The following is a 13504-nucleotide window of genomic DNA, read 5'->3' as shown; positions in this document are numbered from 1 at the left end:
CGCGGGGTAGCCGGGAGCCATGACCGACTCCCGTCCCCGCGACAGGGTCCCTGTTCCGCATGCCGACAATGCCGCGCTCGGTGGTGCTGTCGCGCGGATTCTGGTCGTCGTTCCGGTGCGCAATGAGGAGCGGCTGCTGCCCGCCTGCCTATCGGCGTTGGCGCGGGCGGCGGGACGCGTCGATGTTCCGGTCCGGGTCCAACTCGTGCTCGATGCGTGCACCGATGATTCGGCGTGCGTGCCCACCTCGGATGTCGAGGTGATGGCGATCGATGAGCGCAATGTCGGTGCCGCCCGGGCACTCGGATTCGCGCATGCCGGCGCGAGCTGTGCGGCCGAGACCTGGTTCGCGACAACCGATGCCGACTCCGAAGTCGATGATCTGTGGTTGCGGGCCCAGCTCGACTACGCGAATACCGGAAGCGAGGTGGTCGCCGGCATCGTCGGCGTGCGCGGATGGGCAGATCATGAGGCCACCACCCGGCAAAACTATGAGCAGCAGTACCGGACAACCGGCGCTCACGGGCACGTGCACGGCGCGAATCTCGGCTTCCGGGCCGATACCTATTGGCGGGTCGGCGGCTTCCGGCAGCTGCGGACCGGCGAGGACGTCGACCTGGTGTCCCGCATGACAGCCGCTGGGGCATCGATCGAATGGGCCGAAGACGTCCTCGTCACCACCTCGGCGCGCCGTGTTGGCCGGGCACCGCAGGGGTTCGCTGCTCATTTGCGGAGAATTGAGCGCACGTATCGCGCCGAGAGTAGGAGTGCCTGATGCCGCCGACCGAGCTCCTCGATGCTTCGGCCGCACCCAGCGCGCTGGCGGGTGCGCTGCGGCGGCTCGCGGATTCCGGCCGGCTCGAGCTGCCGTATCCCGGATCAGGCCACACCATCGAGCGCTGGCGCTGCCTCGCCGATCTCACGTTCGGCAATGTGGTCGTCGGGCGGATGGTGGAGGCGCACGCCGACGCCGCGGCGATTCTGGCCGAGCTCGACGGCGGTGTCGTCGAGCGCGGGCAGATCTGGGGAGTGTGGGCCGCCGAACCGCCGAAGCCGGTGCTGCGGGCGCGCTTCGAGTCGGGCGGATGGATCCTCGAAGGCCGCAAGCCGTGGTGTTCCGGCGCGACGATATGCACCCATGCCTTGGTCACCGCGCGGGCCGGGGACGAGCGCAGGCTGTTCGCCGTCGACCTCGGTCAGTCGTCGGTGTGCGCGGTGCCGGGCACCTGGCACGCCGTGGGGATGCAGGAATCCGATTCCGGTGCAGTCGATTTCATGGATGCCGAGGCCGAACCCGTCGGCGGTCCCGGCGCCTACCTGACCCGGCCGGGCTTCTGGCACGGCGCCATCGGCGTCGCCGCCTGCTGGTACGGCGGCGCCGCTGCCGTCGCCCGCACCCTGCACGACCGCGCCACCGACGAGCACGCCCTGGCCCACCTCGGCGCGGTGCTGAGCGGATTGCACGCCGCCGCACTGTGTTTGACCGATGCCGCGCACCAGATCGACGCCGACCCCGCCGACCGTTCCGGCCTGGCGCGGATCCGCGCCGGGACGGTGCGGGCGGTGGTCGAGGACGCGGCGACGGCGACCATCGACCGGGTCGGGCGCGCGCTGGGAGCCGGTCCCCTCTGTGCCGACGCCGAGCACGCGCGCCGCGTCGCCGACCTCACCGTCTACCTCCGCCAGAGTCATGCGGAACGAGATCTGGCCGACCTCGGCCGTGCCTACGCGGAAAAGGAGTTCTCATGGTTGCCGAACCGCTGATCGATCTCGCCGCCCGGGGCACGCCGGAGCGCACCTGGACCCGGTGGCGCAACCGCCGCCCGGAACTGTCGCTGACCGGCTGGCGGCATTTGATCGTCGTCGCGCCGCACCCCGACGACGAGGTACTCGGCGTCGGCGGCCTCATCGCGCTGGCCCGCTCGCACGACCTGCCGGTCACCGTCGTCACGGTGACCGACGGCGAGGCGTCGCACCCGGGCTCACCCACCTGTTCACCGACCGAGCTCGCGGAGCTCAGGGTAGCCGAATCTCGCCGGGCCGCACGAGAATTGGGTGTCGAAGCGCCGATCAGGCTCGGCATCGGCGACGGCCGGGTGGCCGCCGACGAGGCGGCGGTGACCGAGGCGTTGTCCGGCATCCTCGCCGACTGCGGCCACGCGGGCGCGTGGTGCGCGACGACCTGGCGACGCGACGGGCACCCCGACCACGAAGCCGTCGGCCGGGCCGCCGCCGCGGCATGCGCGGGCACCGCGACCCGACTACTGGAGTTCCCGGTGTGGATGTGGCACTGGGCAACTCCCGAACATCCGGTGGTCCCCGCCAGCCGCGCCCGCACGTTGACGCTGCCCGCGACGGCGGTCGACGCCAAGCTGCGCGCCCTCTCGCAATTCCACAGCCAGATCCTGCCGATGTCGGCGGATCCCGCCGACCAGCCGATCCTGCCGCCGTACGTACTGGACCGGTTCACCGGCAACACGGAAACGTTCTTCGTATGAGCGAGACCGGTTTGGCCGCAAGCTATTTCGAGGACATGTACGCCGGTGATCCGGACCCGTGGGGCTTCACCACCCGCTGGTACGAGCAGCGCAAACGCGCACTCACCATGGCCGCGCTGCCGAAACCCCGCTACCGCAGCGCCTTCGAACCCGGCTGCTCGATCGGCACCCTCTCCGCGGAACTCACCGACCGCTGCGATCGACTGGTCTGCACCGACATCGCGGCCCAGGCCCTCGATTCGGCGGGCCAGCGCATCGACCGACTGCCCGAATCCGCACGCGGTGCAGTCGAATTCCGTCGTTGGGCGCTCGGCGAGCCATGGCCCGACGAACATTTCGACCTGATCGTCCTCAGCGAAGTCGCCTACTACCTCGACTCCGTCACCCTGCGAACCGCTTTCGGCCACGCCGTCGACCACCTCGAGCCCGACGGCACCCTGCTCTGCGTGCACTGGCGCCGAAAAGTCCCCGAATACCCCCTCTCCGGCGACCACGTGCACGCCATCGCCCGCACCACCCAGGGCCTGACCGCCCTGGCCGGCTACCACGACGAAGACCTGCTCCTCGACGTCTTCACCGCAGGCGACCCGATCTCCGTCGCGAAGGCCGAGCACATCGAGTAAGAGACCTGAGTCAGGCCATCGCGAAGCGGAGCAGCGCCTGCTTGTCGCCCTGCTTGATCTTGCCCTTGCGGTTCAGCACCTCGAGCTGCCAGGCGGAGCCGGAGCGGAAGGCGCGGGCGACGGCGTTGGCGTTGTCCGCGCCGAGCAGCGACGGCCAGATGTCGGCGACCTGCTGACTGCTGCCGCCACTCGCGTCGTAGACCTTGAAGCTAATATTGTTAGCTTTTTCGAACGAACTACCCTTTTTGAAGGCGGCCGCGACGAAGACGATGGCGTCGATGCCGCCCGGCACGTCCGAGAACGTGACGTGGACGGTCTCGTCGTCGCCCGCGGCGGCGCCGGTCTGCTCGTCACCGCTGTGCAGGACGGAACCGTTGCCGAGCGGGTCGAGGGAATCGAGTCCGGCGAAGCGGACCGGCTCGGCGCCCTGCATGAGGATGGCGATCAGGTCCAGGTCGACGCCTTTCTTGCGGCGTGCCCAGCCGAGTGCCCCGCCGCTGGTCCCAGCCGACGGATCCCAGCTCACGCCGACACTCAGCTTGGTGACACCGGCGAGATCCGCGGCGCCGTCTTCTTTCTTGAGCGTGATCATGGGTTCAGATTAGCGGGCGTTTCGTAACTTCAAGCGCCAGAAAGATTCTCATGCGGGCAATCGACCAGAACAGCCTCACCGCGACGAAACACATTGATAGCTAATAGCTCTCGCCACTGATCAGGCGCTGGAATTGGCCTTCGACAGCAACCGGTGCAGCTGCCGCTGCTCCCTGGCGGACAGTCGGCGCAGCGGCAGATGCTGGGTCATCGCGTCGACCAACCTCTCGCGTTGGGCAAAGCCCGCGGCGGTGAGGGCGACCACTTTCACCCGCTTGTCGTCCGGGCCGGGTAATCGCTCGACGGTGCCGCGTTTCTCCAGCTTGTCGATGATGAAGGTGACCGTCGACGGGTCACTGCAGGTGCGGCGGGCCAGCTCGGACATCGATGGCAGCGCGGCCGTCGGGGTGAGGTGCCAGAGCACATTCGCCGACGGCACGGTGAGATCCAATTCACGCAGGACGCTCACGAGCGCGGCGTCGAGCTGGTCGGATACCGTGCGGAGTTCGGCGAGCAGGCGATACCCCAGGTCCGCTTCAGGCAGGTCCGCTGTCACGCAGCACAGTGTAGCCAGCTACTTGCAGTCTCCTACGAAGTTACTTTGACACTCAAATCTTGATGCGGTGATTTCGGCGGTTTCGCCGGTTATTCGGCGGTTGAAGATCACCTGCGGTTTCGGCGTGCCGCGGTGGCCGGCGGCCAATCACCTTGGCCGACTGGCTATTTACAAAGGGGGCGGTGCGCGGTTCGGTGAGGCATGGCTGATCCGCTCGAAGAACAGGACGTCGCGGCGCAGGCGCTGGCATTGGTGCACCAGGCGGCAGGACCGTACCTGGCGAGCCTGCCGGAGCGACTCGTGCACGACGCCACCCACGATCCACGCATCGATGACCTCGCCGGACCGCTGTCCGAGCACGGCGCCGGCGCGCTGGCGGCGGTCGAGGAGTTGCTCGCGGTCGGCACCCGGGCGGCCGTGCACACCTCGGGACCGCGCTTTTTTCATCTCGTGGTGGGCGGGGCGACCCCGGCGGCGCTGGCCGGTGACTGGGTAACCGCACTGCTGGACCAGAACTCGGGGCTGTGGGTCTCCTCGCCGCTGGCGTCGCGCACCGAGACCGTCGTGCTCGGATGGCTCAAGGAGCTGTTCGGACTGCCTGCCGAATTCGGCGGGGTGCTCACCCCCTCCGCCACCTTCGCGAACCTGACCGGGCTGGCGGCGGCTCGCTACTGGTGGGCCGAACGGCACGGGGTGGACGTGGTCGCCGACGGCTTGGCGGGGCTGCCCCAGCTGCCGGTGCTGACCAGTGGTTACGTGCACGCCAGCACCCGCAAGGCGCTGCAGATCCTCGGTTGCGGCCGAGATACCTTGCGCACCTTCGTCCGTGACGATGCCGGGCGGATCGATCTGGCGGCGTTGGAGCGGGCGCTGATCGAACTCGACGGTGCGCCTGCGGTGATCGTCGGCAACCTCGGTGAGGTGAATACCGGCGATTCTGACCCGATCGACGACTTGGCCGATCTGGCCGAGCAGTATCGTGCCTGGCTGCATGTCGACGGTGCGTTCGGACTGTTCGCGGCACTTTCACCGCGCACGGCGCACCTCGCTCGCGGCGTCGAGCGGGTCGACTCGATCACCGCCGATGGTCACAAATGGTTGAATGTGCCACAGGAGAGCGGGTTTTCGTTCATCAAGGATAATTCGCTGCTGGGCAAGACATTCGGCAGCTGGGGTGCGGCATACCTACCAACCCTCGATGACGACCAGATCAGCTACAACATGCACGGCCCCGAGTCCTCCCGCCGGGCACGAGCATTCCCCATTTGGGCGACCTTGCGCGCCTACGGCCGTGCCGGGTACCGGGAAATGGTGGAGCGCCATCTCGACGTGGCCGCCCACCTCGGCCGAATCGTCGATGAGGCAGATGATTTCGAACTCCTGGCCCCAGTCCAGTTGTGCGTCAGCTGTTTCCGCTACCGCCCACCGGGCGTGCCGGAGTCCGAATTGAACGCGCTCAATGCCCGCCTCGGCACCGCCATCCTCGATGACGCCCGCGTCTACGTCGGCACCACCACCTACCGAGGCATGACGGCGCTGCGGCCGACCTTCGTGAATTGGCGCATCACCGTGCCCGAGGCGGACCTGCTTGTCCAGGTCATCCGCGAGATCGGACCTCAGCTCTAGGCGATGGTCAGGCCAAGAACTGGAGCGTGGAGTGCTCACCACTGTGCAGAGCGGCGGTGTGCGCGGCGACGTTGATCCCGTCGCTCAACGTCGCGCCCGCATCCAGCTTCGCGATGACCCGGGCTTCGGCCGCCTTGATGGCCGTCGCGGCCTCGAACAGCGACTCGATTCGATCGGGATCGACGACGATGATGCCTTCTTCGTCCGCGAGGATCAGGTCACCGGGTGAGACCGGGACGCCGCCGCAGGTCACCGGCACCTGGAGTGCGCCGAGCTGAGCGGTGCTCCCCGCCATGGGCGTGACGAATCGGCTGTAGATCGGCAGCTCGCAGCCGCGCACGTACCCGATATCGCGGTAACCTCCGTCGACGATGATCCCGCCGAGCGCACGGATCACTGCGCCGCGCGCGAAAATCTCTCCAGCGAAGGCGATTTCGCTCCCACCACCGTCCACGACAATGACGTCGCCGGGTGCTGCGGACTCGATCGCCCGCAGCACCCCGAAGAAGTCACCCCGGCACTGCACGGTGAACGCGGGCCCGACGATGCGTAGCCCCGCCGAGCGCGGCCGAATCCCGCTGTCCAGCACCCGAATCGACTTGTCGGCATCGCAGAGCGCAGTCGTGTCCACCGCATGAAACTTCGCGACAAGCTGATCAACCAGCATCGGCGCCCCTTCAAGGCTCGGAGTGTGCAGTCGGCTCGACTGTACTTTCCCAGCCCGCCGCTACGAGCCACACTTCCTCAGTGCTGAATCAGATGCCAGATATGGCAGCCGATCTCGAGTAGGCCCGCCGCGGCGGCGCCGGTGATCAGCCCGCTGGCCGCCATGCGCAGCACGTGTCGGGAACGCCCTCCGGGCTCACTCCGCCGTCGTCGCGAGAACGGATCGATCATCGCGTCGATCCATCTTGCGATACGGCCACCTCGACGAATGCTTCGAAGCGGGCTGTACTGCGCGTGAAGTCGGCTTCCACTATCGGCCATTGGGTTTCGGTTGAAGTCTTCGCGTGCTGGAGTAGATATCCGCCGCTGCCGGTGCCTACGAGGTAGTAGTCGATCCAGCAGCACAGTTTTCGGTGTTCGTGCGGGTAGGTACCGAAATACGTCGTTCGCCGCACCCGGTCGGATATCCGAGCCAATGGCTCATGGGCGACGTCGATACTGCCCAAGTTCGCGAAATCTGCGGCCGTATTCAGGATGTCTTCGGTGTCGGTGAGGTAGTCGAACACGAATGAGGTCTGGATCGAGTTGGCTGCGAAATCATCGTCGAGCGACGGCAGATGTACCTCGCAGTTGAGCACGCCAGGGAACTCGGCGTACTCGTTGGCCGTCGACCAGCCGGCCATCGGTTCCGCGTGGCCGATGATCGTGGCAAGGCTGCCGGGCGGCGGTGCGAGTCGGAATCCTGTGCCGGCCGCGGCAAGTCGGGTCAACAGTGGCGCATCCGCAATCTCGGTCATGGTGGTCCTCACTCTCACAACACGCAAGGTGCGAAGTGTTCGGTCAACACGAAGACGATCAAGAATCCCGCTGCGGCCGATAAACCGTAGATGACGGTGTCCAACCGATAGCTCAGGTACTCGGTATCGAGTTTCAGGTTCCGGAACCTGCGCGGTCTTTCATGTCGGCTCATCGCGTCACCTATCGAATAGGAAATGTTTGACACCAAGCGCGGCGTTCTTCCCGACTTCGGAACCGATGGCGGCGCCGATACCCGCTCCGATCGCGGTACCGACAGGTCCGGCCATCGACCCTACGGCTGCCCCCGCCAGCGCACCACCCAACGCGCCGCCGACCACCTCACCGCCGATTACGGCACCGGCTTCACCGGCGTCGTAGGTGCCGTTCTGGTATCCGCTGACGCCGTCGTAGACGCTCAGCCCTATTCCGACACCGAATCCGGCACGGCCGACGCCCTTGAAGACTCCGCCCATTCGCTCGGCCTCTTCAGCTGTCGCCGGGACCCACGCATGCCTTCCCGACGGATCTACGGTCTCGACCATGCGGGTACCCAGTTCCTGGGTGCCGCCGGCAGCTCCGGTAGCGGCTCGGCCCGCCCATGGGTCCTCGTCGTCGGTGCCCGGCGAGAAGGTCGTAGTGGTATCCGGCGTTGCCGGGACGGTGACTTGGGTGTGGTTGCCGTCGCCGTCGACACCGGTATACGTGTGCTCCGGCTGACCAGAGGTGAGCAGACCAGGACCGGTACTGGTCGCCGGAGTGGATTCCCGGGGCGTGAATGTCGTGACCGTATCGGGGGTGGCAGGAACGGTGACTTGCGAGTGGTTGCCATCGCCGTCGACACCGGTATACGTGTGTGCCGGCTGACCAGAGGTCAGCAGGCCCGGACCGCTTTCGGCATCCGCGCGGACCTGGGAGACGTCCAGCTGCCGCGACGACCGAAGTCCTCGCGATCGCAGACCACCGGCCGCAAAGGCGGCCGCTCCTGCCAACAGCAACAACGGGATTCGACCATCGGCCCCGTTCCCGACATCGTTGTTCGGCGAAAGTTGCTCGGGTCCTGGACGATCTGGCGGCAGGCTGGACACTCTTGCTGCCGGACTCTGCGTGGTCGCCGGTGGTTCTTGCGCCGGCGCAAGCGGAAGTTGCGCGGGCTCAGCCGGTTTGGCTGGGATAGGCGAGGGTGCCGGCACTACAGGCTGGTTGCCGGGCAGCACGGGCGGTTGAGTTCCTGGCACGGCGACGATGGGCGCGTTGTTGCCGGGCGGTAGTGCCGGTGGTGTGAGTGCTCCAGCCTGGCTGCCGCCGCTATTGTTGCTCGGCGGTTGGCCGGGCAGCACTGGCTCAGGCACGGGTGGCGGCGTGGTCGGCGGGCCCGGAGGTGGTGTCGGCGGGAGCGAGGGTGTGTCGATGCAGGGCCAGCCCGGGTGCATCTGCTGCCATTCCGCGCACGGCACAGCGGAAGCGGTGGGGGTGGCGAAGGACGCGAATCCAACACTGATGCCCGCCGCGGTGGCTGCGAGGGCGGCTCCGGCCAACCGGTTGCTTCTTGCCGGGCGGGTCATTGGCCGCTCCGGCGTGCCTTTACCTGCGCGTAAGTGGTGTCGATACCCCACCAGGTCAGGCGTCCAGCGATGGACATGTAGAGGAAGAACGCCAGGTAGACCAGGATTGCGCCGTGGTCGTCGGCCCAGCCTGGCATCCGGTCCAGGTGGGCGAACGCGGCGATGAGCAGGAACAGTCCGGCCAGCAGGGCCGTCGGCGCCCATGCGGCATTGTTCGGTTCCGCTGCGGTGCGATCGGTGTCGGTCATGACTGTGGGTCTCCTTCTGGGATCCCGCTACCGCATCGGAATGCGTTGTCCGGGTGGGGTTAGAGCCAGATGGGGTCGCCGTAGGCGGTGGTGGTGTTGTCCGCGGTGGGGGTGGACATGGTCGCGGTGGCGAAGGAGCGCAACGAGACCGGGCCCATGCAGGCATCGACCTTGACCTCGACCTGGTCCATGGCGATCGAGGCGCGGCCGGATGCCAAGGCCTTCTTGCCGAACTCGACGGTCGCGATCGAACCAGGCTTGAGGGTCGTCGAAACATTCGGCGAGACCGAGGCATTGACGCCGAGGCTGACGCTGGGCGGGTAAGAGATGTTGAGGGAAGCGTTGGGGCCGAACGACATTCCCAGGCTTGTCGTCAGACCGCTGGAAACGTCTATCTGGCAACCGATTTGATAGCCGAAACTGACCACTGCGGCCTTGACTGGTTGAGTGCCTTTGCCGGTGACTTCGGCGATCGCCTTCAACGATACGAACCCTTCGCGAGTGAACATCGTCGCGGCCAGGTTCGGGTAGCGGTCCAGGGTTTCCGCGGTCTTGGTGACCGTCAATGTCCAGCCGTCATCGGTCGCGACGACACGCGCCTTGTCGGCGACCGCGTCCGCCGACGCGACTCCCTGCCCATTGGCCAGCAATCCCACTGTTATCGAGCTTGTGCACAGCACCGCTGCGACACCGCTTCGCTGAAACGCAACCCTGTTCATCTAAATCCATCCTTGTCACGTCGAGTTTCAGCCCAAATCAGGCAGCGCAGCGTTCCCCTCCGAGTTAAGGAAAACCCATGTAGCTAACATTTGGCAATCGCTAGGTTGCGCCCAATAGCCGCCGTGACCACTCGTTAACCATTTGGACACCCGACCAGTCCAGGTTGGAGCCGGTGATCCACGATTCAACAACCGATTTATGGCGTGCATCACGCCTGAGCCGTTATCCCCGCTTCCGTACCGATCGGAGGGCTGATGCCACGAGAATTCGGGTGTCACCTCCATCGTCATCGCGTGCGATGCTGGATACGAGCCGAAGCGGATGGGAGACCGAGGAGGCCGGGTGGGGAATTCACGCGCGCAACACATCGCCGACCGACTCATGCTGGAACAGCAACGGTTGGTGGCGGCTTTCGAAAAGTTCGATGAGACAGGGCGATTCCGGCCCGCGCCCTGGCAACGTCCGGAGCTCGGCGGCGGACTCGCCTGTGTTCTAGCGGACGGTCAGGTCTTCGAACGGGCCGGAGTGAACGTCTCATTGGTCAGCGGCGAAGGTCTGCCGGAAGTGACCGGATCGGATATCGCAGGCAAGCCGTTCACCGCAACCGGCATCTCACTGGTGCTGCATCCGGCCAACCCCTTCGCGCCATCCTTCCACGCAAACTTCCGCTACTTCGAAATCGACTCCACCACATGGTGGTTCGGCGCCGTCTGCGATCTCACCCCCGCCTACGGATTCGACGAAGACGCAATCCACTTCCACCGCACCCTCGAGCACTGGTGCACCCGGCACGGCCCCGACTGGTACCCGACAGGAAAAGCCGCCTGCGACAAGTACTTTCAGATTCCCCATCGCGGCGAGATGCGTGGCATCGGCGGAATCTTCCTGGACCGCCTCACCGGCGAATTCGATCCGCTCCTGGCCCTGATCACCGACGGCATCACCACCATCCTCCCCGCCTACCTACCAATCCTCCGCCGCCGCTGCCCTATCCCGTACGGCAAACGAGAACGAGATTGGCAGCTACTCCGCCGAGGCCGCTACATCGAATTCAACCTCGTCCACGACCGAGGCACCCGCTTCGGCCTGCAAACCCACGCCAACACCGAAGCGGTACTGATGTCCCTCCCGCCCATCGCCACCTGGCAGTCCCACACCACCCCTGAACCCAACACCCCAGAGGCCGACACCGCCCGCTTCCTCCAACCCACCGACTGGGTCTCGAAACCCGACCTCCCAGCAAGCTTTCTACAAAAGCCGCTGGACACGTAATCTCACCTCCGCAAGGTTGGTTGTTCCAGTCGGCGGCGATCGATCACGAGCAGCAATCGGCGCCGACTGTTCTCGCCACCTTCGTTGGGCTATCGAGTGCCCTTTTGCTGGTCAACCGCAGGACGAGAATGGCTTAAGCCATTGCCGAAGGCCGCATCTCGGTCACGCGTGGACGGACGCGTCCGCCACCACAGGCCCACAGAGCATACGGACAGCGCAACACTGATCACCGTGACGGCGATCGTGAGCACTGATGCGGTGGGGAACATCGTGACCCATTCGGATTCGCTACTGACGATCACAACTCGCCAGTCCGTCGTAGGTGTGAGTAGCGCCGGGTCGATCGGCTCCACTCCCGATGTCACGTTCTCCAGCAATCGGGCAAAGACGACACGTGGCGGAACAGCATGTGTCCACATTCCGGTAGCAAAAGTCACAAGGACGACCATCGCCCCCACTGCGCTGTATCGGTTGTTCAGCCGGTGTGCCGAATCAAGCACTGCCAAGAACAAGCCGAGAGTGAACCCAGTAATCGTGCCGACACTCGCGATATTCAAGAAAGTTCCGACTGTGAAGGCTTGACCAGGCGCAGCAATGGGCTCGCGCGACGGAAAGGCATTGTGCACGTAAAAGGCTGTCCCACCCACGAAAAGACCGACGGAGGTGCCGATTCCGCCGCAACCGCGAAGCTTCTGGAAGGTATCACCGAGTTTCGGCTGCCCATGGATCCACGCCAGTACTGCCCAAGCGACCGTAAGCGGCGGGAGTACCGCAAGAACAAGCCCGAAGCCATAGAGCGAAACCCATTGCCGGAAGTACTCTTCGGGTGCGGATACCCGAAGGTATGAACTCACCGACAGTCCGAGTACAAGAGCCGACAACGCCGCAACGACAGTTAGAGTACGCCCGCCCCTGCGGCCGTACCAGGATCTAGGCGATGCCGGTGCCGTCGCGGCACGATGATATTCCGCCAGAACCGCACGTCGCGTACGTATGGCCAATCGACGCCAGCGAGTGAACCGCACGTTCCAGGGAACTCCTGGCGTCAGCTGAAGAACTACCGCACCGGCCCGGCAGAACCGCAACGTGTCCACCACGATCACTACGAAGAACAAGACGACTACTACGGCAATAATCGCCCATCCCCACCACGCTGCTAAGGACGGCCAAGCCTTGACAAGCGCCGCGCTTCCGAGAACAAACAGCACGAACGACACACCTGCGGCACCCTTGATCAAATCAGTCATCAGCCGAGGACCGCGCGGCTCGTCCTTTGCCCGCTTGACAGCAAACACCAACGGTAAGCCCGCCGCTGCCGCCAAACAGACCAACAGCGCGATGCCTGCACCCGCCTGCATCGCGGTGGTCCCACCGACTGACATCAAGTTCGTCGATTCCATGCCGACATTGTGACGAGCACCACCGACAGAACCCGGGTAGACGACCCTGCGAGAGTGGCCTGTGACCTGCGTGCACGTGGGCTTCTACGAGTAGCCAGAACTACTCGAACTGTGCCTCACGAATTCGAGCGAACTACCGGTGTCGACGGCCGATCATGGACGAGAAAAGACTGCGCGGACGAGCGGGGGGCGTTCTGGTAAGAATTCGACCTCTATCGCCGGGTCGGCGGCTGCGGCGAGGGCCGTTAGAGCTTGGGGGCGGTAGGCGCGGAGCATGCTGATGATCGCGTCGTGCAGGAACGGCAGGATGGTCAACGGGCCCTTGCGGAATGCGCCCGGCGCCGCGATGACGATTCCCAGCGCGGGGATCAGCGGGAGCATCGGGGTTGGTAGGCGGGCGAGGTCGATCACCAGGAACTTGGTGCCGATGCGGGTGGCTTCGGCGATGGCGCGCCAGGCTCGCGCCGGGGGCAGGTGGTGGAACGACATCGCGAAAATGACTAGGTCATAGCTGTTTTCAGGGGCGTCGATCGCGGTGGCGTCCATCACCCGGGTGGTCGCGCGTTGGTGCGCGGCGATGCCGGCGACCGAAGTGGGGTCCAGGTCGGTGATGGTCACCGTGGCGGTGGGGTGCAGTTCGAGGATCTTCGCGGACAGTTTCCCGTGGCCCGCACCGAGTTCGAGGATTCGCGGGCTGTCGATGTCGGCGACCAATGCCAGTGCGGTGCGGGCGTTGTCCTCGTGCCAGTCCTGACGGTCCAGCTCGCTGATGACCACCTGTTTGATGTGGTCCGGCACGTCGTAGCGGTCGATGTACTCGAGCACGTCGGTCTGCATCCGCCGGTCCAGCCAGGAGGCGCCCGGGCCGCCGCGCGGCATCGTCTCGATGTCGACGACACATGATTGCTGCTCAGTCATGACGTACCAAAATCCCTTACTCGGCG

At 65.6% G+C, this 13504-nt stretch carries 17 protein-coding genes; 6 read left to right on the top strand and 11 right to left on the bottom strand.

The genetic code is table 11. The features are described 5' to 3' along the window. Positions 1-19 precede the first annotated feature (19 nt). From ACFWF1_RS32685 to ACFWF1_RS32670, 4 genes are read left to right on the top strand one after another with little or no spacing between them, the layout of a single operon-like run. Positions 20-775 carry a glycosyltransferase gene (locus tag ACFWF1_RS32685; RefSeq protein ID WP_379285282.1) on the top strand — a complete coding sequence of 252 codons (756 nt, stop codon included), beginning with the start codon at positions 20-22 and terminating at the stop codon, positions 773-775. Beyond that, positions 775-1764, top strand: a complete 990-nt coding sequence (locus tag ACFWF1_RS32680) for an acyl-CoA dehydrogenase family protein (RefSeq protein WP_379285284.1) — start codon at positions 775-777, stop codon at positions 1762-1764. Before ACFWF1_RS32685 ends, ACFWF1_RS32680 begins: the two co-directional genes overlap by 1 nt. Next, complete coding sequence (locus ACFWF1_RS32675) at positions 1746-2498, top strand: PIG-L deacetylase family protein (protein ID WP_379285286.1); 753 nt, start codon at positions 1746-1748, stop codon at positions 2496-2498. The genes ACFWF1_RS32680 and ACFWF1_RS32675 overlap by 19 nt, the downstream gene beginning before the upstream one ends. Next, entirely contained in the window at positions 2495-3121 is a 627-nt protein-coding gene (locus ACFWF1_RS32670; protein ID WP_379285287.1) for an SAM-dependent methyltransferase, read from the top strand. The genes ACFWF1_RS32675 and ACFWF1_RS32670 overlap by 4 nt, the downstream gene beginning before the upstream one ends. Positions 3122-3131: 10 nt before the next feature. Here ACFWF1_RS32670 and ACFWF1_RS32665 read toward each other — a convergent pair whose 3' ends face one another. Together ACFWF1_RS32665 and ACFWF1_RS32660 are read right to left on the bottom strand one after the other, a co-directional pair. Further along, on the bottom strand, positions 3132-3713 hold the full coding sequence (locus tag ACFWF1_RS32665; RefSeq protein ID WP_379285289.1) for a TerD family protein: 582 nt from the start codon (positions 3711-3713) through the stop codon (positions 3132-3134). A gap of 120 nt (positions 3714-3833) precedes the next feature. Then, on the bottom strand, positions 3834-4268 hold the full coding sequence (locus tag ACFWF1_RS32660; protein ID WP_379285291.1) for a MarR family winged helix-turn-helix transcriptional regulator: 435 nt from the start codon (positions 4266-4268) through the stop codon (positions 3834-3836). 201 nt (positions 4269-4469) lie between these two features. Here ACFWF1_RS32660 and ACFWF1_RS32655 point away from each other — a divergent pair, with 201 nt between their 5' ends. Continuing rightward, positions 4470-5894 (top strand): pyridoxal phosphate-dependent decarboxylase family protein, encoded by a 1425-nt coding sequence (locus ACFWF1_RS32655; protein ID WP_379285293.1) that lies wholly within the window; start codon positions 4470-4472, stop codon positions 5892-5894. Between the two features lie 7 nt (positions 5895-5901). Here the strand turns inward: ACFWF1_RS32655 and ACFWF1_RS32650 are convergent, their stop codons facing one another. From ACFWF1_RS32650 to ACFWF1_RS32620, 7 genes are all read right to left on the bottom strand, one after another. Beyond that, complete coding sequence (locus ACFWF1_RS32650) at positions 5902-6561, bottom strand: RraA family protein (RefSeq protein ID WP_379285295.1); 660 nt, start codon at positions 6559-6561, stop codon at positions 5902-5904. 77 nt (positions 6562-6638) lie between these two features. Continuing rightward, a complete protein-coding gene (locus tag ACFWF1_RS32645; protein ID WP_379285297.1) occupies positions 6639-6791 on the bottom strand; it encodes a hypothetical protein in 153 nt (50 codons plus the stop codon). Continuing rightward, positions 6788-7357 (bottom strand): hypothetical protein, encoded by a 570-nt coding sequence (locus ACFWF1_RS32640; protein WP_379285298.1) that lies wholly within the window; start codon positions 7355-7357, stop codon positions 6788-6790. The genes ACFWF1_RS32645 and ACFWF1_RS32640 overlap by 4 nt, the downstream gene beginning before the upstream one ends. 14 nt (positions 7358-7371) lie before the next feature. Then, entirely contained in the window at positions 7372-7530 is a 159-nt protein-coding gene (locus ACFWF1_RS32635; protein WP_379285299.1) for a hypothetical protein, read from the bottom strand. Between the two features lie 4 nt (positions 7531-7534). Beyond that, positions 7535-8353: a glycine zipper domain-containing protein gene (locus ACFWF1_RS32630; protein WP_379285301.1), complete on the bottom strand. Its 819-nt coding sequence runs from the start codon at positions 8351-8353 to the stop codon at positions 7535-7537. A gap of 563 nt (positions 8354-8916) precedes the next feature. After that, entirely contained in the window at positions 8917-9168 is a 252-nt protein-coding gene (locus tag ACFWF1_RS32625) for a hypothetical protein (protein ID WP_379285303.1), read from the bottom strand. 59 nt (positions 9169-9227) lie between these two features. Then, the gene (locus ACFWF1_RS32620; RefSeq protein ID WP_379285305.1) at positions 9228-9887 is read right to left on the bottom strand and encodes an MspA family porin; all 660 of its coding nucleotides are present in this window, start codon (positions 9885-9887) and stop codon (positions 9228-9230) included. A gap of 343 nt (positions 9888-10230) precedes the next feature. Between ACFWF1_RS32620 and hemF the strand changes: the two genes are divergently transcribed. Next, positions 10231-11160 carry an oxygen-dependent coproporphyrinogen oxidase gene (gene hemF, locus ACFWF1_RS32615; RefSeq protein WP_379285307.1) on the top strand — a complete coding sequence of 310 codons (930 nt, stop codon included), beginning with the start codon at positions 10231-10233 and terminating at the stop codon, positions 11158-11160. 89 nt (positions 11161-11249) lie between these two features. On the opposite strand, the gene ACFWF1_RS32610 is transcribed toward hemF, so the two are convergent. Both ACFWF1_RS32610 and ACFWF1_RS32605 read right to left on the bottom strand, forming a co-directional pair. Then, positions 11250-12560 (bottom strand): hypothetical protein, encoded by a 1311-nt coding sequence (locus tag ACFWF1_RS32610; protein ID WP_379285309.1) that lies wholly within the window; start codon positions 12558-12560, stop codon positions 11250-11252. A gap of 153 nt (positions 12561-12713) precedes the next feature. After that, complete coding sequence (locus ACFWF1_RS32605) at positions 12714-13478, bottom strand: class I SAM-dependent methyltransferase (RefSeq protein WP_379285311.1); 765 nt, start codon at positions 13476-13478, stop codon at positions 12714-12716. Between the last annotated feature and the right edge of the window lie 26 nt (positions 13479-13504).

It is taken from the genome of Nocardia sp. NPDC060255, assembly GCF_042727395.1.
Classification (GTDB): domain Bacteria; phylum Actinomycetota; class Actinomycetes; order Mycobacteriales; family Mycobacteriaceae; genus Nocardia.
The sequence above is the reverse complement of the archived record's forward strand: the minus strand, read 5'-3'. Positions and strand labels throughout refer to the sequence as shown.